This window comes from Sphingomonas sp. FW306-1B-B10E (assembly GCF_058782005.1).
The window spans coordinates 64,209-86,258 of the sequence record NZ_JBYSXG010000016.1 but is presented as its reverse complement, the minus strand read 5'-3'; the positions used below and the strand labels follow the sequence as shown (position 1 = coordinate 86,258).

Genomic DNA, 22,050 nt, shown 5'->3' with positions numbered 1-22,050 from the left:
ACCCCAAACCCCTCCCCTGAAGGGGAGGGGCTTTAGTCGAGAGTCACCACAACCTTCCCGATCACGTCGCGCGCGCCGAGCTTGGCGATCGCCTTGCCGCCATCGGCCAGCGCGAAGGTCTCGGTCACCCGCGGGGCGATCTTGCCCTCGCCCCACAGCTTGAACAGGGTCTCAACATGCGCCGCATTGGCCTGCGGGTCGCGCGCCGCGAAGGCGCCCCAGAACACCCCGCACACGTCGCAGCTCTTGAGCAGCGTCAAATTGAGCGGCAGCCTGGGGATCCCCGCCGGGAAGCCCACCACCAGATAGCGCCCCTCCCAGCCGATCGCGCGCAGCGCCGGCTCGGCATAGTCGCCGCCGACCGGGTCGTAGATCACATCCGCGCCCTTGGGCCCGACGGCGGCCTTGAACGCCTCGCTCAGCGTCCTGGACTGGTCCCTGTCGAATGGCGCGCGCGGATAGATCAAGGTTTCGTCGGCGCCTGCCGTCTTGGCCGCCGCGGCCTTCTCCTCGGACGACACCGCCGCGACCACGCGCGCGCCGAACGCCTTGCCCAATTCGATCGCCGCGAGCCCGACGCCGCCGGCGGCGCCGAGCACAAGCAAGGTCTGGCCCGCCGCCAGCCGCCCGCGATCGAGCAGCGCGTGAATCGTCGTCGCATAGGTCAGCAGCAGCGCCGCGCCCTCTTCGAAGCTGCGGCCCTCGGGCAGCAGATAGAGTTGGCCCGCGCCGGCGACGATCTTTTCGGCGAGCCCATTATGCCCGATCACGCCGATCACCCGGTCGCCGACCGCGAGCCCGGACACGCCCTCGCCCAGCGCCTCCACCACGCCGGCGATTTCACCGCCCGGCGCGAACGGGCGCGGCGGCTTGAACTGATATTTGTCCTCGATGATCAGCACGTCGGGATAGTTGATCGCGCACGCCTTGACCGCGACCAGCACCTGCCCCTTGCCCGGAACGGGATCGGGCAGCTCCGATACGCTTAGAGTTTCAGGTCCGCCCGGCGCCTGCGACAAGAGTGCCTTCATTGCCCGCTCCCACTGCGATCCAGGGTCGCGAAGCAGCGGCACCGGATTCGTATTTCGAAATCTCGGTATCTTTTGCCAGCGTCATGCCGATCTCGTCCAGCCCTTCCAGCAGGCATTGGCGACGGAACGGGTCGAGATGGAAGGGAAAGCGGTCCTGGAACGGCGTGGTGACGGTCATCGTTTCGAGGTCGACGGTCACCTCGTTGTCGCGAGCGACTTCGACCAGCCGGTCGATCGCCTCCTGCGGCAGCACCACGGGCACGATTCCGTTCTTGAAGGCGTTGCCCGAGAAGATGTCCGAGAAGCTCGGCGCGATCACCGCCTGGATACCGAGATCGGCGAGCGCCCAGGCGGCATGCTCGCGGCTCGACCCGCAGCCGAAATTGTCGCCGGCGATGAGGATCGGGCTGCCAGCATAGCGCGGATCGTCGAAGACATTGCCCTCTTGGGCACGCACCGTCTCGAATGCGCCCTTGCCCAGTCCCTCGCGCGTCGTGGTCTTGAGCCAATGCGCGGGGATGATGATGTCGGTGTCGATATTCTTGGCGCCCCACGGATAAGCGCGCCCCTCGACCTGGTGGACGGGTTCCATCAGCGGGCTCCTGCTGGGATCGAGTTGGCAGTTCCCCGGCGAAGGCCGGGGTCCAGTTGCCACATCGGCGCGGCTCCATTCTCGCGCCTACGCTGCTGCGCCGAGACTGGGCCCCGGCCTTCCCCGGGGAACAAGCTGGCGCAAATCAGCGTGGTGGGGTTTCGCTTTGCGACGCCAGCGGCTTGCTGTGGGCCGAGGCATAGGCCGCGGCGAGGCCGCTCAGCACGGTTCCGACGATCAACACCATCAAGGCGCGCTTCATAGATACTCCCCTCACGCATCCGCCGGCATCAGCTCCCTGACATCGGTGAGGCGCCCCGTGACTGCCGCCGCCGCAGCCATTGCGGGAGAAAGCAGATGGGTTCGCGCGCCCGGACCCTGCCTGCCTACGAAATTTCGATTCGAGGTGGAAGCGCAACGTTCGCCGGCGGGCACCTTGTCCGGATTCATCGCCAGGCACATCGAGCAGCCCGGCTCGCGCCATTCGAACCCGGCCTCGGTGAAGATCCGGTCGAGCCCCTCGGCCTCGGCCTGGCGCTTGACCAGCCCGGACCCCGGCACGATCAGCGCCTGGCGGATGCGGTCGGCGACGTGGCGTCCCTTCACCACCGCCGCGGCGGCGCGCAGATCCTCGATCCGGCTGTTGGTGCAGCTGCCGATGAAGACATGCTCGATGCCGATGTCCTGCATCGCGGTCCCCGCGGCGAGCCCCATATAATCGAGCGACTTCTGCGCCGCGACGCGCTTCGAGGGATCGGCGAAGCTCTCCGGATCGGGGATCGCACCAGTGATCTGCACCACGTCCTCTGGGCTCGTCCCCCAGGTCAGCGACGGGGCGATGTCGCTCGCCTGGAGCAGCACGGTCTTGTCGTAGCGCGCGCCGGCATCGCTCGGCAGCGTCCGCCAATAGGCGACTGCCTTGTCCCACGCCTCGCCGCTCGGCGCGAGCGGGCGGCCCTTGATATAATCGAAGGTGGTCTCGTCGGGCGCGATCAGCCCCGAGCGCGCGCCGCCCTCGATCGACATGTTCGAGACGGTCAGCCGGCCCTCGACCGACATCGCGCGGATCACGTCGCCGGTGAACTCGATGACATAGCCGGTACCGCCCGCCGCGCCGATCCTGCCGATGATCGCGAGCACGACGTCCTTCGGGCTGACGCCGTAGCCCAGTGACCCGTCGACGCGGATTTCGAGCGTCTTCATCTGCTGGAGCAGCAAGGTCTGCGTCGCGAGGACATGCTCGACCTCGCTCGTGCCGATCCCGAAGGCGAGCGCGCCGAGCGCGCCGTGCGCGGAGGTGTGGCTGTCGCCGCAGACGAGCGTTGTGCCGGGCAAGGTGAAGCCCTGCTCGGGCCCGACGACATGGACGATGCCCTGCCGCGCGTCGAGCGCGTCGATATAGGGCACGCCGAACTCGGCGACATTGGCGCGCAGGGCGGCGAGCTGGCCGGCGCTGGCGGCATCGGCGATCGGCAGCGGATTGCCAGCGGCGTCGACCCGCGCGGTCGTCGGGAGATTATGGTCGGGGACTGCGAGGGTAAGGTCGGGCCGGCGCACCGGGCGCCCGGCGGCGCGAAGCCCGGCAAAGGCCTGCGGGCTGGTGACTTCGTGGACGAGGTGACGGTCGATATAGAGCAGGCAGGTGCCGTCGTCGCGGCGCTCGACGACATGGTCCGCCCAGATCTTCTCGTACAGTGTGCGCGGTTGATGGGCCATGCAGGCGATCTAGGCCAATCTTGCGCGAGAGCAACCCGTTACGCAATTTTACGATAGCAAGCTGGGCTATGCATGACGCTGACTCCACCCATCAGAGGAAGGACACCAGCAACTCCCCTCCCGCTTGCGGGAGGGGCTGGGGGAGGGTGCGACGGGGAGGTTCTTTCCGACGCACGCAGGTCAGGCCCTCCCCCTCCCTTCCCGCAAGTGGTAGGGGAGATTGATCGCGGCCGAAGCACCTACTTCGCCGGCGCCTTGCTCGCCTGCCCATCGAGATACGCATGCAGCGCATCGATCTCCGCATCGGTTAAATGCGACAGGTCGCCCTTCGCCACGCGCGCCATCAGTCCGAGATCACGCGGCGTCATCCCCACCCCCGTGCGCAGCAGCTTGCGAAACGCCGGCAGGTCATAGGCCGGGCCGACCTCGACCAGCGCCGGCACGCGGCGTCCGTCGTCATGCGCCTCGCGCGGCTCGGTGAGCGAATGGCAGCCCGCACATACCGTCGCTGCGATATAGGCGCCGGTGTCCGCGGGGCGCTTGGCCGATGCCATCGGTGCCTCGATCACTGCCGGCTTGATCTTGCCGGCGAGGATCGCGAACCGCCCCATCGGCCCGAAGCTGAGCGTGTCGGTGCGGTCGGCGGGCGACGGCTTGAGCGTGCGCAGCCAGCCGATGATCTTGGCGAGGTCCTCGTCGGCGATGCGGGCATGGCCGTCGATCGGCATGATGTAGACGCCGCGCCCGTCGCGCTTGATGCCGTGGTGGATCAGCCGGGCGAGTTCGGCGTCCGAATAGCCCGCGATCGCGCGCGCCAGTGCCGGCGTTGCGGCGTGGATCACCCCGGGGACGTCGGCGAGCAGCACGCCGTTGCCGTTGGGACCGTGGCAGCCCCGGCAGCCGAGCGTCGAGGCGAGCCGGCCGCCCTCGGCGATTCCCGCAGGGCTGCGGTCGGCAGCGATCTGCGGAAGCGGCGTCGCGTAGCGCGTCCGCATCTTCCATTCGGAGCCGCCATAGACCACCGCCACCGCAAGCAACAGCACGGCAACCAGGGCGATCAGCCCACGAACGATCCAACGCATGAAGTTTCCCCCGAAGCTCTTGTGCTTAAACGTCAAACACAAGGCGCGGAGGACCCGTTATCCCACGCCTGACCCTTCTTTCGGCGACACATATTCTGGATCATGCGCAAACGGCAGCGGCTTTTGCTGCCGCAAAGCGTTGAGCACACTCGAAAAATCAGTATCGCACCGAAAACCGAGCAGTTTCTCGGCCAGCGCGGCGTCATAGACACGGCCGATGAGCTTGGGCAGTTCCCAACCTTTGCTGGCATATAACGCGGGTGCATCGGGGAAATAGCGCGCGATTACTGCTGCTGCATCTATTTTTAAAGCATCGCAATCACTTCTATCGAACGGCGTCGGTGCCGACACGATGAAGCTGCCGAAACCGATCTGCGGCGCCCGGTCGAGCGCGGCGAGGTGCGCGCGCGCGGCGTCCTCGACGGTCAGCCGCCGGTGGAGCAGCTCGTTGGCCTTCATGTTCTCGCCCGACAGCGCGCGATGCGTGTCGTCCTCCTCGGGAAAGAAGCGGCTGGTGCGCAGCACGACGCAATTGAGCCCCTTATCCCGATGCGCGAGCCGGCAGAGCTGCTCGGCGGCGAGCTTGGTGACGCCATAGATGTTGCGCGGCTCGAGCGGCCCGCTCGTCTCGTCGAGCCATACCGCATGGTCGGCGATCTCGGCGCGGATCGCCGCGCTGATCATCAGCGAAGTGGTCGAGGTGAAGACGAAGCGGTCATGCCCCGCCGCCGTCGCGGCTTCGAGCAGGTTGAGCGTGCCCGTCACGTTGACGTCGACGAATGCCTGCGCCGGGTAGCGGACGATGTCGGGCTTGTGCAGCGCGCCGGCGTGGATCACCGCCTCGATCCCCTGCTCGGCGAAGATGCGGTCGACCAGCGCGCGGTCGGCGACCGAACCGATCACCTCGGTGTCGGCGCCGGGCGCGACGTCGAGCCCGATCACCGCATTGCCACGCGCCCGCAGCATCGGCGCGAGGAACCGTCCGAGCCACCCCGAGGAACCGGTCAGAAGTATCCGCATGGCCGCTCGATAGCGGAGACACCGGTGCGGTTGAATAGGCGTTCGCGATCACGGCGCCCGAAGTCGTCGCAAAGAATAGATCTGGCTCTTGACTCGATCGACTATTCGATCGAGCCTGATGTCGCGTTTGACGGCATGACGTCACGCGCAATTCGATGGTCAATTCGTCTGAATAGGGGAAAATCATGAAGTCAATCGCATTGGCGGCTGCCGCGCTCGCGCTCGCGCTGCCATCGGTCACGCTGTTCCTGCCGAAGCAGCAGGCGGTGCAGTGCTCGGCCGCGGAGTGGATCTGGGATACCTTCGTCGGCGGCCTCGGCTGCACCATCAATAAGCGATGAGCTGACCGGGCCGCGGCGCACGACGTCGCTGCGGCCCACTGTCCAAACCTCTTCCATCGGCACGTGTCGTGGGATGCGAAGGTCCCGTCCGCGATCTTGGCCGAGGACCTTTCCGCCGAGCAGCGCTGTTCGCCCCCGCATTCTGCGTGCCTTGATCGATCCAGGCCGCGCCCACGCAACGACCATTTCGCCTTGCGGTCAGAACGGCCCCAACTGGCTGGAAAGCCGCCATCCCCGATCCACGAATTACATGTCCGCAATGCGCCCTGATTTAGACCGTAGACTCATAAGAGTGGACCGGCAGGAAACGCCCCACTTGCGGACACTCAGCGGCTCCGCGATGATCGTTCAAGCAGACAGAGGACGCCCCATGCTTGGATTGTTACTGTTAGCATCCCTTCAGATAGATGGCACGGACGTCCCAGATAGTTTTAAGACAAAGGAATACCATGCGTATTTTGGTGGCTGCCTGCGCATTGAAGCGAAGGGCAGTCCGAATGCCGATTTGCCACAACTTGTGGCTTTTGCTCAACTGATGAGCTTTTGCGGCGAGGAGAGAGCACGTTGGGCGGATGTGCTACGGCGCCTTATTCAATCCCGACATCCGGATTGGACGAAGAAAAGAGTCTCAGAGGCCGCTGAACTCGTCATAACCGGTTTCGAGCTTCAGTTTTTGGTTGATCGGCAACGCCCAGCGCCTGTGGCCGTGCACGACACTCCGGAGCCGCAGTTCTGAAGTTGCCCTGCAGCGAATGACCGATTCCCACCCAATCTCGGACATTCAGGCGCCTTGGGGAGAGCGGCCGTTTATGAGCTCACGACCTAGGAAATTGGTGCAGTCTCCGACTACCGAACCACTACCCGCCGCGTCGTGGTGCGCCCCGTCTCGTCCGATACCCCGAACAATAACGTCGCAGGTGCGCCGCTCCGCCAGCCTGTGATGTCAGCATCGTGGACATTGATGTCCGAGACATCAACAAATCGAGGATGTCGGTCCACCGCTACCACACCATAGCCAGTCATCGCAGAAACCGGCTCGGATGGCGCCAGCCGATAGCTGACCACGGCCAGCCGCGCGCCGTTCGGCGACAGGCAATCCGCCGCTCCCGCCGCCGCCAGACGCAACGCCTGTTGCTCACGGTCGACACGCCATTCCCACAGCAATCGCCCGCTCGCTGCGTAGCGACGCAGCCGGGTGAACGGCCGCGCCGCGGATGCCCAGGCGCAACTGCCGCGGGGATTGGGAGTCTGCGCGAACTGTCCCCGCTCGTCACGCGCCAGCCGCGCATCGTTGACGAAGCCGTCTGCAACGATCCGGCCGCCACTGCGAATGCGCCCTATCACGCTGACGGTCGCGCCAGGAGCCCCGGCCGTCGACCAAATCGCAGCCGGTGGCGCGACCTGCTGCGCTGCGGCCGGCGCGGGCAGCAGAACGAGCGCAGAGATCAGTTCAGCGCGCAAATGAACCCGGCGCGGAATCAAGTGGCGTCATGACGATCGACTGGCTCGGTCGTCCCGGATGCGATCCTTCTGGGTCTGATAAGACCGCTGCGCTGTCCATTTCTTCTAATTCAACACCGGCAGCGGTGTCGCCAGCCGCTGGGCCGGATCGTGCGCATCGGCCCAGTCGGTGCGGCGGCCGAGCCACGGGTTGACGAACAGCAAAGGCAATTTGAGGAACAGCAGTTCCGAATGGATGAAGCTGTCGATCGCCCGCTCCCACCATTTGGGGTCGCGTCTGCCGTTCGCCTTGAGCCAGCCGTCATGGGGCGCCCAATGGCTCGGCTCGTCCTTCTCGATGATGCGGAAGATCTTCATCAGCACCTTGTCGCCCGTCACCAGCGGGTGGCGCAGCAGGATGTCGACCTGGCGGTGGCCGCGCTGCTCGGTGAGCGAGATCACCCGGCAGAGCCTCTCGAATTCGTCGTCGCTGGCGATGATCGCATCGGTGTCGAGATCGTCGATGGTCCGGCGGAAGACGATCTCGACGAAGCGATCGATATGCCCGCAGGTGCGCCCGACCTGGAGCGGCATCTTGCCCTGCAGCTCGAACCAGCGCTTGAACATCAGATAGTGCTTGCGCTCGTCGGCGCGGTGCTTCTCGATCGCGGCGATCAGCGCATGATCGTCGGGGGATCGGGCCCGCACCGCCTCGAGCACGCGATCGATGCTCGTATAGCCCCGGTGCTCGTTGTAGATGTAGATCGAGCCCAGCAGGTCGAGATAGCGGCGGCGGAACCACGCAAACATAAGTGAGGCTACGCCCAGCCCGCGAGTGCGTCAACGCGCCGCACAGCGCGGAAAGTGCGATCAGGCGCCCCCCAGCATCCCCCAGCTCTTCGGCCCGAAAATGCCGTCGGGGACGAGCCCGTGCTCGCGCTGCCATTGCCGCACTCCGGCCTCGGTCCGCGGCCCGAAATCGCCGTCGACCTTGACGCCGATCGCCTGCTGAAGCGCGCTGACCGCATCGCCCTTGGCGCCGCGCCGCAAGGTCGGCTTGCCAACGCCCGCGCTCGCCGGGATCGGCGGCTTGCGCAGCCCGCTGCCCATCAGCGACGCCACCTCGCGGCGGAAATCGTCCATGTCGATCCGCGTCGGGTCGGGCTTGCGCCGCGTCCATTCCTTGTGCCCGCAGCACATCTCCGCCGACGCGCCCATCTTGGTCAGCAGCGCCGCGACGCCGCGCTTATAGGCGTCGAGCTGGACTTCGGGCCAGGCGACCTGCGGATCGCCGGTATGCTCGGCCTCGATCCCGATGAAATGCGTGTTGCCCGAGGTCACGCCGTGCCACGCACCGTCGCCAGCATGGTTCGCGCGCCCGGCCGCGACGATGTAATAGGTCCCGTCCCGCCCGAGGCCGAGCTGGGCCAGCGGCCCCGCCAGCGCCTTTGCGGTGCGCGAGGCGGCGCGGCCGTGGATCAGCGTGTTGAGGCTCGGCATGTTGCCGTCGGGACGCCCGACCGTGTGGTGGCAGATCACACCGCGCACCGGGCCGAACGCGCCGGGGCGGCAACGCTCCTCCCAACCATCGACGCGCGAGATGGTCAGCCCCGCGTCGAGCAGGACCTCGGGAAGCCAGGTGAGGAATTGCGCCATCTCGCTTACTCCCCTGCCGCCCCGGAAGCGGACGGCGCTGCGCCAGCCGCTTCGTTCGTCCCGGCGTCGCCCGCAGTTGCAGTCGGCGCGGTCGCTGCCGGATCCGCAGCCGGCGCCGCAGGATCGGCCGCAGGCTCAGGCTCGGCCTCCGCGACGCCGCCCTCGGCGACCGGCAACTCATGATCAGGCGTCACTGCCTCGCCGTCGATCGGCGCGCCGTCGCACAGGCAGGCTTCCTCCGCCGTCTCCTCCGTTACACTCGCGGCGCTTCCGTCGCCGGGAGGCGGTGGCGGCGGAGGCGACTTCGCGGTCGGCGAAAGCGGCGTTCCGGTGGCCGCGGTCGGCTCGGCGCTCGCGAAGTTGGTGGCGTTGAGCAGGTCGGGGACCAGCCGCTCGAGGAAGCCGGCGACGAACCCCATCAGGAACACGGTGAGATCGAAATAGCCCCAGCTTCGCGCCGGCGGCACGTCGATCTTGAATATGCTGGTCTGGACCACCTCGGTCGCCACCAGCGTGTAGAACACCCCACCCGCGATCGCCCCGACCAGCATGCGCGTCACCACGTCGACGACATTCTCGCGGCTCTGCAGATCGATCGTGAGGTTGCGCCCCTTCAGCCCGATCACGAGCGAGAAGAAGGCGCCCGCCGATCCGCCCGCCACCGCCGACCAGGCGCGTGCGACTTCCGGCCGGAACGGGTGCCATGTCGCGAAGCCGGGCGACGCGAGCAGCGTGCACAGTGCGATAAACGCCGCCACCAGCCCGATCGCCCAGCGCAGATAGGCGGTGCGCGCGATCGTCGTCCGCTCGGTGATGATGTCGTTCTTGATCTGGGTGAGCAGCGTCTGGCTGGTCTCGAGCGCGCCCGGGTCGTCGAGCAGGACGATCAGCGCGTCCGCCACCCGCCGGTCGTAATAAAAGGCGCGCCGCGCCTCGCGCTGGCGCGAGGGCAGGAATTGCAGGAACCAGTCCCACACCCCCGCCAGCGTGCCCGGTTGCGTGATCTCGGCGGGGTCGTCTTCCATATATTTGGGGAGCGCGGCGCTGTGCCAGCCGTCGATCAGGCCGTTAATCTGTCCGCGCAGCGGCGCGAGCGGACTGACCCGCTTGCGCTGGACGTCGGCCAGCTTCTTGTCATCCTCGAATTGGTCGTCGTCGGCATATTGCACGACGAGCCGGGTAGGCGTTCGATAAATCGCGTAATAAGGTGCGTTTGACGAGAAGACGGCGACGATATCATCGCCGATATGATCATGCCCCTTCTTGATGATTTCCGCCACGGTGGCCGCCCGCCTCTTCGGCGGACTAGCCGGCTCCTGCTCCGATGCAGATCTTGCATCCCCCATGCCGACTTCCCCCAAGCGACTCGAAGATCGGGGGCAATAGTGGCAGTGATCAGGATGGCGAGCAACCTGATCGCGTCATTATTAGGAAGAGTCAGAAGCTGATCTGGTCAGGCAGAAGCCGTCTCCAATGCCACTTCATAGTGCGCCGCCGTCTTTGCCGCGACTTCTTCGACAGTTACGCCGGGCGCGAGCTCGATCAGTCGGAACGGGCTGGCATGATCGGCACGCTGGAACACCGCGAGATCGGTGATGATCATGTCGACGACGTTCTTGCCGGTCAGCGGCAGCGTGCAGTCGGCGATGAACTTGGGATCGCCGTTCTTGCTGGTATGCTCCATCACCACGATGATCTTCTTGACCCCGGCGACGAGGTCCATCGCCCCGCCCATGCCCTTGATCATCTTGCCCGGGATCATCCAATTGGCGATGTCGCCGGTCTCGCTGACTTCCATCGCGCCGAGCACGGTCAGATCGATATGCCCGCCGCGGATCATCGCGAAGCTGTCCGACGAGGAGAAATAGACCGACTGGGGCAGCTCGCTGATCGTCTGCTTGCCGGCGTTGATCAGATCGGGATCCTCTTCGCCCTCGAGCGGAAACGGCCCGATCCCGAGCATGCCGTTCTCCGACTGGAGCGTGACTTCGACGCCCTCGGGAATGTGGTTCGCGACCAGGGTCGGGATGCCGATGCCGAGATTGACGTAGAAGCCGTCCTGCAGCTCCCGCGCCGCGCGCGCGGCCATTTGATCACGGGTCCAGGCCATTATCGTCGCTCTCCAGTCATAATTGGTTCCAGCCGCGCCACAGGTCGACGGCGTGCATCAGCCCCATCGCGAACACGATCACGGCCGACCACAAGGCAAAGGCAGGGGTGAGGTCGGGCCGGCCCAGCATCTCCGGCCGGAACAGCAGCCCCCGCACCAGATACACCGCCGCGACGCCGATCAGCACCAGCCGCAGCAGCGGCAGGCGCCGGATCAGCCCGGCGCCGGCCAGGGCATAGACGCTCCAGACCACCAGTACCGCCGCGATCCCGATCGCCATCAGCGCGGGCCGCGGCGATCCGAACTCGACCGCGCGCACAACCCGCGGCGGTGCGCCGATCGCGCGATACCAGGTCGCCCCGCCCGCAACGCAGGCAAGATGCGCCAGCGCGGCGAGGCCGCTGGCCACGCCGCCGGCGAGCAGCCATGGATTGCGCCCCTGCGTCATCGCGGCGCGGCGCCGGGATCGGTCCAGCGCGATTCCGCCGGAAAGACATCGTCCACCCCGCCCTTCAGCCCGGTGCCGTAGACCGGATTGGGCAGCATGAACCAGCCGGCACCCCAGAGCGGCGCCAGCAGGGTGCCGCCGACGCTGTTGCGCCGCGCGGCGCCCGGCGCGTCGGAGGCATTGAACAGGTCGCTGAAATCGCCGAGCTGGTCGCCGGCCATCGCGACCACGCAATAACGCTGGGCGATCTTCTGGCGGCGCGCGTCCTTGCCGCTCGGCTCGCCCTCGCCGCGCAGCCACAAAGTATCGAACAAAGCCGCCGGCCCCAGCCCGGCATGGTCGAGCGCGGCGGCGGTCTGTGCCGCGTTCGCCACCGAGCGGTTCGAATTGAAGATCACCGTGAAGCCCTCGCGCCGCGCGGCGGCGAGCGCCTCGGCCGCGCCGGGCACCGCCGCGACCTTGTCGGCGCCGCTCTGTTCCCAGCGGTTCCAGCGCGCCGCGTCATAGCCGCCGCCATTCGCCGCTTCGGCACGCTCATAGCCCAAATTGAGCAACGCGGTCTCGTCAATGTCGAGCACCACTGCCATTGGCCGCTTGCCGCACGTGTCGAACCGCGGATTTTCGAGTGTCGAGCCGGGCGCGAGCACCACCGAGCGCACCTGGCTCTTGTCGCGGCGATAGCCGATCTCGACCTTGAGGTAATTCCACAGCGCCTGGTACGCCTGCATGCTCAGCGCCGCCGCCTCGCCCGAGCCGTAGAGATATTGCATCCCCGCCGGCACATTTCCTCCGGCGGAGGCCGCGGCCGTTGCCCCCGCACCGCTCGGCGGCGGCAACGCGGTCATCGTGGTGAGTTGGACCGTACTGCCGTCGGGCAACGTCACGCGCTGACCCGGCTTGGGCGCTGCCTGCGCCGCCGCGCGTCTGCGCTCGCGCTTCGAGGGACGATCCTGCTTGGCCGCCTTGAACACCCCGGCGCCCGCCGCGATCGGCGCCGCGACCATCGCCGCCGCGCAGCCCGACAGTAACGTCGTCGCCGCTGCCGCGAGCGCAAGGCCGGCCGCGGGCCGCCGCGCGATCACGCCGCCTCGCGCGGACGCACGGTGCGGAATTCGATCTTCTTGTCGTAGGGCGCGCCGACGATCAGCCGCTTCACATAGATGCCGGGCAAGTGAATCGCATCGGGATCGAGGCTGCCGACCGGCACCACTTCTTCGACCTCCGCGACGCAGATCCTGCCCGCGGTCGCCATCGGCTGGTTGAAGTTGCGCGCGGTCTTGCGGAATATGAGGTTGCCGGTCTCGTCGGCCTTCCAGCCCTTGATGATCGCGAGATCGGCGCGGATGCCGCGCTCGAGGATATAGTCCTCGCCATCGAAGGTCTTGACCTCCTTGCCCTCGGCGACCTGGGTGCCGACCCCGGTCTTGGTGTAGAAGCCCGGGATGCCCGCCCCGCCCGCGCGGCAGCGCTCGGCCAGCGTGCCCTGCGGGCAGAATTCCACCTCGAGCTCGCCGCTCAGATATTGCCGCTCGAACTCCTTGTTCTCGCCGACATAGGAGCTGATCATCTTCTTGACCTGGCGGCTGCGCAGCAGCTTGCCCAGGCCCTCATTGTCGATCCCGGCATTGTTCGAAGCGATGGTGAGGTCCTTGACCCCCGCGACCTGGATCGCGTCGATCAGCCGCTCGGGAATACCGCACAGCCCGAAGCCCCCGGCGCACAAAGTCATGCCGTCGAACAGCAGCCCTTCCAGCGCTGCCTCGGCGTTGGGATAGAGCTTCTTCATGCGCGATTCTCTCCTGACCTGCCGCGGCGATAATCCGCCCCCGGCCAGCCGGTCAAGCGAACCTGAACCGACTTTCAACTTCGCGGAGGCGCGGATAGGAGCCGCAGCCCGGTTTGCAACCCCCGACACCTGCGCCATCAGGCATATGTTGCATAATTGTGACGCTCGGCGCCGGTGTTGCCGCAATGCAGCATCGGACCGATTGATCGACGGAATCCATGTCCTACCTAGCGCACCCCGGCCCTGAATTTGGGACCGGCAGTACAATGTAAGGACATGAATATGCGAATTCTCGCAACCGCCGCGCTCGCCCTGACGGCAGCCGCAACCCCCGCGCTCGCCCAGGATGGCGACGCGCCGTTCACCGGCCCGCGCGCCGAGATCGTCGGCGGCTGGGACCGCGCGAGCGCCGGCGGCGAAAGTGCCTCGGGCTTCGTCTATGGCGGCGGCATCGGCTACGATCTGCAGCGCGGCGGCGCGGTGTTCGGCGTCGAGGGTGAGATCACCGGGTCGACCACCGACCGCGACGTCGCCAACGGCGTCACCGTCGAAGCCGGCCGCGACCTCTATGCCGGCGTCCGCGCCGGCGTGATCGCCGCGCCGAACACGCTGATCTACGCCAAGGGCGGCTACGCCAACGGCCGGATCACCGCCGAGGCCGCCGGCAACGACGTCAACCGCGACCTCGACGGCTTCCGCATCGGCGCCGGCGTGGAGCGCAGCTTCGGCCGCTACTACGGCAAGGTCGAATATCGCTACACCAACTACAGCCAGGACGTGGAGCGCCACCAGGTTCTCGCCGGCCTGGGCGTCCGTTTCTAAGCCGACGCCGCAGTGGAAGGGGGTCGCGCGGGCACTAGCTCGCGCGGCCCTTTTCTTTGCGTGTGGTGGCGTGCCAGATCGACATTAAGATTGATACGCCGTCCATCCGCCGAGCGAGGTACGCGAGTGTCACCACGCCAAGCCGGAGTACGCCGACCAGGGGCAGCGCCGGCTTGCAATGTAGGATTTGCTCTGCTTGCCTCGGGCGGTCGGCGCTGCCGGCCGTTTTTTTTGCGACGTGTCCCTGAAGTCAGATGTTTCTGGCACGGAGCGTCGACGCCAGGATGAGGCGCGTGATATGGAAACCTGTCGCATCGGTGTCGCACGACTGGCGCGTCGCAGTCGTGCGACCGGCGCGCCGCAGTCGCGCAACCGGCGCGTCCCGGTTGCGGGACAGGCGCGACGGGGTCGCGGGACAAGCGCGCCGCGGTCGCGGGACAGGCGCGTTGCGGCTGCGGGACCGGCGCTTGGCTGTCGCGTCGGTGTCGCGTGACTGGCGCGCAAACGTCGCATGCCTGGCGCGCCGCCGTCGCATACCAGTCGCCAAGCAGGCGCTTACCTGGCGCTTACGGCGAAAAATTCGCTGATCCATCAACTATCTCAACCGCCGGCACACGAAACCGAAGCGTTTTGGCGCGGACGAATGACCTCACCCGCTATCACTAATTTTTCGCCTGAAGCGGGCCTCCCGTCTCGGCACGCGCGCCGACAATCGCCGCTTTCGCCGCCGCGCAGATTCGCTAGACCGTCGCCATGATCAGCAAACGCACCGGCGGCCGCATCCTTGTCGACAATCTCGTGGCTCAGGGCTGCGACCGGATCTTCCATGTCCCCGGCGAGAGCTTTCTCGCGGTGCTCGACGCGCTTCACGACACGCCGGAGATCGACCTCGTCACCTGCCGTCAGGAAGGCGGGGTCGGCTTCATGGCCTGCGCGGACGGCGCGATGACCGGGCGGCCGGGTGTCGCCTTCGTCACCCGCGGCCCGGGCGCGACCAATGCCAGCATCGGCGTGCATGTCGCGATGCAGGATTCGCAGCCGATGCTGCTGTTCATCGGCGATGTCGATCGCGGCATGCGCGACCGCGAAGGCTTCCAGGAAGTCGACTTCCCCGCCTTTTTCGGCCCGCTCGCCAAATGGGCGACGCGGATCGAGGATGCCGCGCGTATTCCCGAATATGTCGCGCGTGCCTGGAACGTCGCGACCAGCGGCCGGCCCGGCCCGGTGGTGATCGCGCTGCCCGAGGACATGCTCTGCGACGTCGTCGAGGCGGCCGACCGCCCGCCGCTGCCGCGGATCACCCAGGCGCCCGATCGCCACGCGATGCAGGCGATGGCGGCGCTGATCGAGCAGGCCGAGCGGCCGATCGCGATCGTCGGCGGCGCCGGCTGGACCGCGGCGGCAGGCGCCACCTTCGCCACCTTTGCCGAGCGGATCGGCCTGCCCGTCGCCAGCGCGTTCCGCCGCCAGGACGCGCTGCCGGCGGACTCCTCGGCCTTTGCCGGCAATCTCGGCTACGGCCCCAACCCCAAGCTGGTCTCGCGCATCAAGGGCGCCGACCTGATCCTCGCGGTCGGCGCGCGGCTCGGCGAGGCGACCACCGACGGTTACACCTTGATCACGCCCGATCATCCCGGCCAGACGCTGATCCACGTCCATCCCGATCCGAACGAGCTTGGCCGCGTCTACCGCGCCGATGTGGCGATCTGTGCCGACATGGCGAGCTTCGCCGGCGCCGCCTCGCGCGAGAATATCGGCGCGATCCGCGGCGGCGCCGCGACCGAGGCGCACGCCGAATGGCGCGACTGGTCCGAGCCCAAGCCGCGCGAGGGCGTCGCGCTCGACCTCGGCCAGTGCGTCGCGGCGATGCGCGCAGCGATGCCGGCGGACACGATCGTCTGCAACGGCGCGGGCAATTTCTCCGGCTGGTGGCATCGCTACTGGCGTTACGGCACCCAGCCCTCGCAGCTCGCCCCTACCGCCGGCGCGATGGGCTATGGCGTCCCCGCCGCAGTCGCCGCCAAGCTGCGCGCGCCCGAGCGCCAGGTCGTCGCGCTCGCCGGCGACGGCGATTTCATGATGAACGGCCAGGAGCTCGCCACGGCGATCCAGCACAATGCCGACATTCTCGTGCTGGTCATCGACAATGGCGCCTACGGCACGATCCGCATGCACCAGGAGCGCGAATATCCGGCGCGGCTGTCGGGCACCCGGCTCCACAATCCGGACTTCGCGGCGCTCGGCCGGGCCTATGGCTGCTGGGCCGAGACGGTCGAGCGGACCGAGGATTTCGCCCCCGCGCTCGACCGCGCCTTGGCCCAGTCCGGCGTGCGCCTGCTCCACCTCAAGACGGATGTCGAATTTATCTCGCCGGGCACCACGATCGCCACGATTCGCAACCGCTAAATGGCTCCAAAGCCTCTATAATGGGGGCGAGGAGATCGGCATGGCTTGGAAGACGGCACACATCGGCAAGGAAGGCGATCAGCTCGCGCTTTCGGGCGTGAAGGTGTGGCAGCAGGAATGGCGCTGGCTCGGCAGCCGCACGGTGACGCTGCCCAACCCGCTCGATCCGGCGCAGACCCAGTCTTACATGATCTGCGAAGTCGGCACCAAGAACCGCCCGGTCCAGTTCGCTGCGAGCAAGCTGCCCAGCGGCCTCTGGTCGTTCTACGTCCAGGCCTGACGCGAAAAGGGCGGCCTCTCGCGAGACCGCCCCTTCATGTGATGGTGACAGGCGACGTCAGATATCGTCGCCGAGCGCACCCTTGACCTTGCCGGCGAACTGCTCGCCCTTGCCCTTGAGCTCCTGCGCGGCGCCTTCGTCGCGCGTCTCGGGATTGTCGCTCTGCTGCTTGAGCTTGCCGGCCGCCTCATTGAGGTTGCCCTTGATCTTGTCGACGAGTTCGCCCATGATTTCAAACTCCTGGCTGCTGACTGACGCGTGACTGCGCTGGTCTTTGCGTGCATCCTAACAACGGTTAGTGCCGGGCGAGGTTCCTGCGATGCCCGATCGGATCGCCGAACATTATGAGCGTCATGCTTATGCGTTCGACGCGGCGCGCCACGAAAACTTCATCGAGCGTCCATGGCTGGATCGCTTCCTGCTCGGCATACCGAAGGGCGGGCATGTGCTCGACCTCGGCTGCGGCGCGGGCGAACCGATCGCCCGCTATCTGATCGACCGCGACCGCAAACTGACCGGCATCGACACCTCCGCGAAGATGATCGCGCTCGCCCGCACACGCTTCCCCCGCCACGAGTGGATCTGCCGAGACATGCGCGAGGTGGCGCTCGACGCGCGCTTCCATGGCGTGATCGCCTGGGACAGCCTGTTCCACCTGCCCCCGGAAGCTCAGAGTGAAGTGCTGGCGCGCATCGCCGACCTGCTCGAACCCGGCGGCGCCCTGTTGTTCAACACCGGACCCGCGCGCGGCGAAGTGATGGGCTGCCAGTTCGGCGAAGAACTCTACCACGCCAGCCTCGCCCCGTCCGAATACCGCGCGCTGTTCGCCGCGCACGGACTGCTCGAAGTGGCATTCGCGCCGCACGACGTCACCGCCGGCGGCCGGGCGATCTGGCTGGCGCGCCAGCGCAGCTAAACCTTTGTCTCCGCATCCGATGCTGGCTAGCAGGCGGCATGCAGCTGACGTTCGACACGCTCCTCTTCCTGATGGGCATGGCCTTCCTTGCGGGCGGGATCGACGCCTTGGCCGGCGGCGGCGGATTGCTGACGATCCCGGCGCTGATGGCGGCGGGGGTGCCGCCGGTATCCGCGCTCGCGACCAACAAGCTGCAGAGCGCGATCGGCACTGCCTCCGCCTTCCTCACCTTTCTCCGCGCCGGCCATGTCGACCTGCGACAATTCGCGCTTCCTGCTGCCGGAGCATTCTGCGGGTCGGTGGCGGGAGCGACGGCGGTGCAGTTCGTCGACCCCTCCTTCCTCGCGGCGTTCGTGCCGGTCCTGCTCGTCGCGATGGGGTTCTATTTCCTGCTCGCGCCGCCGATGCGCGACGCCGACCGCCACGCGCGGGTCGGCCGATCCGGCCTTGTCCTGATCGTGACCGCGATCGGCTTCTATGACGGGTTCTTTGGGCCGGGCACCGGGTCATTCCTGACCACCGCGCTCGTCGCGCTCGCCGGGCTGGGTTTGGTCCGCGCGATCGCCAACACCAAGTTCATCAACCTGGCGACCAATTTGGCCGGTCTTTCCGCAATGATCGCGGGCGGCAAGGTGCTATGGCTGCTCGGCCTCGGCATGGCGGCGGCCAATGTCGCGGGCAACCAGATCGGCGCGCGGCTCGCGATCCGCTTCGGCGGCAAGGGCGTGCGCCCGCTGCTCGTCGTGATGTCGTTCGCGCTCACGCTCAAGCTGCTTGCCGATCCGGCCAACCCGCTCCGCGCCGCGCTCGGCTGGGGCGGCTAGATCAGCCCCGCCAGCGGGCTGCTCGGATCGGCATAGCGCCGCTTGCCCATCCGCCCGGCGCGATAGCTCAGCCGCCCCGCCTCGACCGCGGCCTTCATCGCCGCCGCCATCAGGATCGGGTCCTTGGCCTCGGCGATCGCGGTGTTCATCAGCACGCCGTCGCAGCCGAGCTCCATCGCCACCGCCGCGTCGCTCGCGCTGCCGACCCCGGCATCGACCAGCACCGGCACCTTGGCGCCCTCGACGATCAGCCGGATCGTCACCTGGTTCTGGATGCCGAGCCCCGATCCGATCGGCGCGCCCAGCGGCATGATCGCAACGGCACCGGCGTCCTCCAGCCGCTTCGCCGCGATCGGATCGTCGACGCAATAGACCATCGGCTTGAAGCCTTCCTTGGCCAGCACCTCGGTCGCGCGCAACGTCTCGACCATGTCGGGATAGAGCGTCCGCGCCTCGCCGAGCACTTCGAGCTTGACCAGCTCCCAGCCCCCCGCCTCGCGCGCCAAGCGCAAGGTGCGGATCGCGCTCTCCGCATCGAAACAGCCCGCGGTGTTGGGCAGATAGGTGATCTTCGTGGGGTCGATATAGTCGGTGAGCATCGGCGCATTGGGGTCCGAGACGTTGACCCGGCGCACCGCCACGGTGACGATCTCCGCCCCGCTCGCCGCGACTGCCGCGGCGTTCTGCTCGAAATCCTTGTACTTGCCGGTGCCTACGATCAGCCGCGAGCGGAAGGTCTTCCCCGCGACGCTCCAGCTGTCCTCGACCAGCGGCGCGCCATGATCGCCCCCCCCGACGAAGTGCACGATCTCGAGCTCGTCGCCGTCCTTGACCAGCACTTCGCCCAGGGTCGAGCGCGGCACCACTTCGAGGTTGCGCTCGACCGCGATCTTCTCGGGCACCAGACCCAGTTGCTCGGCAAGCTGGAGGATGTTGAGCCCGGCGCTGACGCGCTTGTGCTCGCCGTTGACGCGGATGGAGACAGTTCCGTCGGTATGCACGCGCTTTAACCCTCCGTTCGGGCTGAGCTTGTCGAAGCCCTGTTCTTCTTCGGCTTCCATCGGCGGAGGAAGTGCGGCCCTTCGACAAGCTCAGGGCGAACGGGAAAGGGACGAGCCGCCCGATTTGATCGCTGACGCTGGCTCATATAGAGGCGATGCGCAGACCCGCAACCGAAAGGCACCGGCTTGGCCGACACGATCTACGTCCTCAACGGTCCCAACCTCAACCTGCTGGGACTGCGCGAGCCGGAGATCTACGGTTCGGCGACCTTGGACGACATCGCTGGCGATCTCGAGGACCGGGCGCGCGCGCTCGACCTCGTCATCGACATGCGCCAGTCGAACCATGAGGGCCACCTTATCGATTGGCTCCATGAGGCGCAGGCCCGCGGCGCCAAGGCGGTGATCCTCAATCCGGGCGGGTACACGCACACCTCGGTCGCGTTGCACGATGCCGTCAAGAGCATCACGACGCCGGTGATCGAGGTCCATCTTTCGAACCCGCATGCGCGCGAGGAATTCCGGCATATATCCTATGTCGGTCGTGCCGCACGTGGAACCATCGCGGGCTTCGGAGCGCTGTCGTACCTACTTGCGCTTGAAGCCGCCGCGCGTCTCTGACATGAGCGCGCGCTTTCATCGGATGAAGGGTCGCAATGGCCGACGATAACAAGACAGGGGCGATGCACGTCGATATCGAGCTGGTCCGCCAGCTCGCCGCCGTGCTCGACGAGACACAGCTTACCGAAATCGAAGTCGAGGACGGCGAACGCCGCGTGCGCGTCGCGCGCACCGTGACCGCCGCGCCGGCGATGCACTATGCCGCGCCGGCAGCCGCCGCTCCGGCGACGATCGCGCATTCGCCTGCCCCGTCGGAGACCGGCGCGCCGGCGCCCGCCGCCGCGACCAATGCGGTCAAGTCGCCGATGGTCGGCACCGCCTATCTCAAGCCCAATCCCGAGGCGAAAGCCTTTGTCGGCGTGGGCGACAAGGTTGCGGCCGGCGATACGCTGCTGATCATCGAGGCGATGAAGGTGATGAACGCGATCCACGCGCCCGCCGCCGGCACGGTCAAGGCGATCCTCGTCGAGAACGGCCAGCCGGTAGAATTCGACCAGCCGCTCGTGGTCGTCGAGTAAGCATGCCCGAAATCAAGAAGCTGCTGATCGCCAATCGCGGCGAGATCGCGCTCCGCATCCATCGTGCCTGCCACGAGATGGGGATCAAGACCGTCGCGGTGCATTCGACCGCCGACGCCGACGCGATGCACGTCCGCCTGGCGGACGAGGCGATCTGCATCGGGCCGCCCGCCGCGACCGATTCGTACCTCAACATCCCCAACATCATCAGCGCGGCCGAAATCTCGGGCGCCGACGCGATCCACCCGGGCTACGGCTTCCTTTCGGAGAACGCCCAGTTCGCCGAGATCGTCGAGGCGCACGGCATCATCTTCGTCGGGCCCAAGCCCGAGCATATCCGCACGATGGGCGACAAGATCGAGGCCAAGCGCACCGCGGGCGCGCTCGGGCTGCCGCTGGTCCCCGGCTCGGACGGCGCGATCAGCGACCTGGCCGAGGCGAAGGCGATTGCGGCGCGCGCCGGCTATCCGGTGATCATCAAGGCGGCCTCGGGCGGCGGCGGACGCGGCATGAAGGTGTGCACGTCCGAGGACCAGCTCGAAACGCTGATGCAGCAGGCCGGCAGCGAGGCCAAGGCCGCCTTCGGCGACGCCACCGTCTATCTCGAAAAATATCTCGGCAACCCGCGCCACATCGAGATCCAGGTGTTCGGCGACGGCAATGGCAATGCCGTCCACTTGGGCGAGCGCGACTGCAGCCTCCAGCGCCGCCACCAGAAGGTGCTCGAGGAGGCCCCCTCCCCGGTGCTCGGCGAGGCCGATCGCGCGCGGATCGGCGGAATCTGCGCCAAGGCGATGGCCGATATGGGCTATCGCGGCGCCGGCACGATCGAGTTCCTGTGGGAAAATGGCGAGTTCTACTTCATCGAGATGAACACCCGCCTCCAGGTCGAGCATCCGGTCACCGAGATGATCACGGGCCTGGATCTCGTCCGCGAGCAGATCCGCGTCGCCGAGGGCCATGGCCTGTCGTGCGAGCAACACCAGATCAACTTCCGCGGCCACGCGATCGAATGCCGGATCAACGCCGAGGACCCGCGGACCTTCGCCCCCTCGCCCGGCACCGTCCAGCAGTTCCACGCCCCCGGCGGCATGCACGTCCGCGTCGATAGCGGGCTCTATGCCGGCTACAAGGTGCCGCCTTATTATGACAGCATGATCGCCAAGCTGATCGTCTACGGCTCGACTCGCGAACGTTGCCTGATGCGGCTGCGCCGCGCGCTCGAGGAATTCGTCATCACCGGCATGAAGACGACGATCCCGCTCCACCAGGCGTTGCTCGACGACCCTGAATTCCAGCAGGGCGCGTACACGATCAAGTGGCTCGAAGAGTGGCTGGCGAAGCAGGACGCCGCCTGAACTTTCCTTCTAAGCTCCCCTCCCTGAAAGGGAGGGGTTGGGGTGGGTGCTGTCCGGGCGATACGTTGGCCAGAGGCACCCG

Annotated in this window: 25 protein-coding genes; 10 read left to right on the top strand and 15 right to left on the bottom strand. The window is 67.1% G+C overall.

Going from position 1 to position 22,050, the window contains the following annotated elements:
* Window positions 1-32: 32 nt before the first annotated feature.
* The 5 genes from AC3WJI_RS08790 to AC3WJI_RS08770 all read right to left on the bottom strand — a co-directional run bounded on the left by AC3WJI_RS08790 (window position 33) and on the right by AC3WJI_RS08770 (window position 5,441).
* Entirely contained in the window at window positions 33-1,031 is a 999-nt protein-coding gene (locus AC3WJI_RS08790) for an NADPH:quinone oxidoreductase family protein (protein ID WP_492756877.1), read from the bottom strand.
* Window positions 994-1,623 (bottom strand): 3-isopropylmalate dehydratase small subunit, encoded by a 630-nt coding sequence (leuD, locus tag AC3WJI_RS08785; protein WP_492756876.1) that lies wholly within the window; start codon window positions 1,621-1,623, stop codon window positions 994-996. Before leuD ends, AC3WJI_RS08790 begins: the two co-directional genes overlap by 38 nt.
* A gap of 273 nt (window positions 1,624-1,896) precedes the next feature.
* Window positions 1,897-3,339, bottom strand: coding sequence for a 3-isopropylmalate dehydratase large subunit (gene leuC, locus AC3WJI_RS08780; RefSeq protein ID WP_492756875.1), 1,443 nt, complete (start codon window positions 3,337-3,339; stop codon window positions 1,897-1,899).
* Between the two features lie 239 nt (window positions 3,340-3,578).
* Complete coding sequence (locus AC3WJI_RS08775) at window positions 3,579-4,421, bottom strand: c-type cytochrome (protein ID WP_492756874.1); 843 nt, start codon at window positions 4,419-4,421, stop codon at window positions 3,579-3,581.
* Between the two features lie 57 nt (window positions 4,422-4,478).
* Complete coding sequence (locus AC3WJI_RS08770; RefSeq protein WP_492756873.1) at window positions 4,479-5,441, bottom strand: NAD-dependent epimerase/dehydratase family protein; 963 nt, start codon at window positions 5,439-5,441, stop codon at window positions 4,479-4,481.
* Window positions 5,442-5,626: 185 nt separating this feature from the next.
* Here AC3WJI_RS08770 and AC3WJI_RS08765 point away from each other — a divergent pair, with 185 nt between their 5' ends.
* Window positions 5,627-5,782 carry a hypothetical protein gene (locus AC3WJI_RS08765; RefSeq protein WP_492756872.1) on the top strand — a complete coding sequence of 52 codons (156 nt, stop codon included), beginning with the start codon at window positions 5,627-5,629 and terminating at the stop codon, window positions 5,780-5,782.
* Between the two features lie 316 nt (window positions 5,783-6,098).
* Entirely contained in the window at window positions 6,099-6,518 is a 420-nt protein-coding gene (locus tag AC3WJI_RS08760; RefSeq protein ID WP_492756871.1) for a hypothetical protein, read from the top strand.
* Between the two features lie 110 nt (window positions 6,519-6,628).
* Here AC3WJI_RS08760 and AC3WJI_RS08755 read toward each other — a convergent pair whose 3' ends face one another.
* From AC3WJI_RS08755 to AC3WJI_RS08720, 8 genes are all read right to left on the bottom strand, one after another.
* Window positions 6,629-7,243 (bottom strand): hypothetical protein, encoded by a 615-nt coding sequence (locus AC3WJI_RS08755; RefSeq protein WP_492756870.1) that lies wholly within the window; start codon window positions 7,241-7,243, stop codon window positions 6,629-6,631.
* 105 nt (window positions 7,244-7,348) lie between these two features.
* On the bottom strand, window positions 7,349-8,032 hold the full coding sequence (locus AC3WJI_RS08750; RefSeq protein WP_492756869.1) for a ferritin-like domain-containing protein: 684 nt from the start codon (window positions 8,030-8,032) through the stop codon (window positions 7,349-7,351).
* Between the two features lie 60 nt (window positions 8,033-8,092).
* Window positions 8,093-8,878, bottom strand: a complete 786-nt coding sequence (locus AC3WJI_RS08745; protein ID WP_492756868.1) for a peptidoglycan recognition protein family protein — start codon at window positions 8,876-8,878, stop codon at window positions 8,093-8,095.
* Between the two features lie 5 nt (window positions 8,879-8,883).
* Window positions 8,884-10,158 carry a hypothetical protein gene (locus tag AC3WJI_RS08740; RefSeq protein WP_492756867.1) on the bottom strand — a complete coding sequence of 425 codons (1,275 nt, stop codon included), beginning with the start codon at window positions 10,156-10,158 and terminating at the stop codon, window positions 8,884-8,886.
* A gap of 173 nt (window positions 10,159-10,331) precedes the next feature.
* Window positions 10,332-10,988, bottom strand: coding sequence for a CoA transferase subunit B (locus AC3WJI_RS08735; RefSeq protein WP_492756866.1), 657 nt, complete (start codon window positions 10,986-10,988; stop codon window positions 10,332-10,334).
* A 16-nt stretch (window positions 10,989-11,004) separates the two neighbouring features.
* Window positions 11,005-11,436, bottom strand: coding sequence for a hypothetical protein (locus AC3WJI_RS08730; protein WP_492756865.1), 432 nt, complete (start codon window positions 11,434-11,436; stop codon window positions 11,005-11,007).
* The gene (locus tag AC3WJI_RS08725) at window positions 11,433-12,518 is read right to left on the bottom strand and encodes an HAD family acid phosphatase (RefSeq protein WP_492756864.1); all 1,086 of its coding nucleotides are present in this window, start codon (window positions 12,516-12,518) and stop codon (window positions 11,433-11,435) included. The genes AC3WJI_RS08730 and AC3WJI_RS08725 overlap by 4 nt, the downstream gene beginning before the upstream one ends.
* Window positions 12,515-13,222 carry a CoA transferase subunit A gene (locus AC3WJI_RS08720; RefSeq protein ID WP_492756863.1) on the bottom strand — a complete coding sequence of 236 codons (708 nt, stop codon included), beginning with the start codon at window positions 13,220-13,222 and terminating at the stop codon, window positions 12,515-12,517. Before AC3WJI_RS08720 ends, AC3WJI_RS08725 begins: the two co-directional genes overlap by 4 nt.
* Window positions 13,223-13,504: 282 nt before the next feature.
* Between AC3WJI_RS08720 and AC3WJI_RS08715 the strand changes: the two genes are divergently transcribed.
* The 3 genes from AC3WJI_RS08715 (at window position 13,505) to AC3WJI_RS08705 (ending at window position 16,730) form a co-directional block, all read left to right on the top strand.
* Window positions 13,505-14,044: an outer membrane protein gene (locus AC3WJI_RS08715; protein WP_492756862.1), complete on the top strand. Its 540-nt coding sequence runs from the start codon at window positions 13,505-13,507 to the stop codon at window positions 14,042-14,044.
* 753 nt (window positions 14,045-14,797) lie between these two features.
* Window positions 14,798-16,450 carry a thiamine pyrophosphate-binding protein gene (locus AC3WJI_RS08710; RefSeq protein ID WP_492756861.1) on the top strand — a complete coding sequence of 551 codons (1,653 nt, stop codon included), beginning with the start codon at window positions 14,798-14,800 and terminating at the stop codon, window positions 16,448-16,450.
* Window positions 16,451-16,490: 40 nt separating this feature from the next.
* Entirely contained in the window at window positions 16,491-16,730 is a 240-nt protein-coding gene (locus tag AC3WJI_RS08705) for a hypothetical protein (RefSeq protein WP_492756860.1), read from the top strand.
* Window positions 16,731-16,787: 57 nt separating this feature from the next.
* Here AC3WJI_RS08705 and AC3WJI_RS08700 read toward each other — a convergent pair whose 3' ends face one another.
* Window positions 16,788-16,958, bottom strand: a complete 171-nt coding sequence (locus tag AC3WJI_RS08700) for a CsbD family protein (protein ID WP_492756859.1) — start codon at window positions 16,956-16,958, stop codon at window positions 16,788-16,790.
* 91 nt (window positions 16,959-17,049) lie between these two features.
* Between AC3WJI_RS08700 and AC3WJI_RS08695 the strand changes: the two genes are divergently transcribed.
* On the top strand, window positions 17,050-17,646 hold the full coding sequence (locus AC3WJI_RS08695; protein ID WP_492756858.1) for a class I SAM-dependent DNA methyltransferase: 597 nt from the start codon (window positions 17,050-17,052) through the stop codon (window positions 17,644-17,646).
* A gap of 38 nt (window positions 17,647-17,684) precedes the next feature.
* Window positions 17,685-18,470, top strand: coding sequence for a TSUP family transporter (locus tag AC3WJI_RS08690; RefSeq protein WP_492756857.1), 786 nt, complete (start codon window positions 17,685-17,687; stop codon window positions 18,468-18,470).
* On the opposite strand, the gene thiS is transcribed toward AC3WJI_RS08690, so the two are convergent.
* Window positions 18,467-19,471: a sulfur carrier protein ThiS gene (thiS, locus tag AC3WJI_RS08685; protein ID WP_492756879.1), complete on the bottom strand. Its 1,005-nt coding sequence runs from the start codon at window positions 19,469-19,471 to the stop codon at window positions 18,467-18,469. The two genes, AC3WJI_RS08690 and thiS, sit on opposite strands and share 4 nt — an antisense overlap.
* 186 nt (window positions 19,472-19,657) lie before the next feature.
* On the opposite strand from thiS, the gene aroQ reads away from it, so the two are divergent.
* From aroQ to accC, 3 genes are read left to right on the top strand one after another with little or no spacing between them, the layout of a single operon-like run.
* Window positions 19,658-20,092 (top strand): type II 3-dehydroquinate dehydratase, encoded by a 435-nt coding sequence (gene aroQ / locus AC3WJI_RS08680; protein WP_492756856.1) that lies wholly within the window; start codon window positions 19,658-19,660, stop codon window positions 20,090-20,092.
* Window positions 20,093-20,127: 35 nt separating this feature from the next.
* The gene (gene accB / locus AC3WJI_RS08675) at window positions 20,128-20,610 is read left to right on the top strand and encodes an acetyl-CoA carboxylase biotin carboxyl carrier protein (protein ID WP_492756855.1); all 483 of its coding nucleotides are present in this window, start codon (window positions 20,128-20,130) and stop codon (window positions 20,608-20,610) included.
* Window positions 20,611-20,612: 2 nt separating this feature from the next.
* Complete coding sequence (gene accC / locus AC3WJI_RS08670) at window positions 20,613-21,968, top strand: acetyl-CoA carboxylase biotin carboxylase subunit (protein ID WP_492756854.1); 1,356 nt, start codon at window positions 20,613-20,615, stop codon at window positions 21,966-21,968.
* Window positions 21,969-22,050 lie beyond the last annotated feature (82 nt).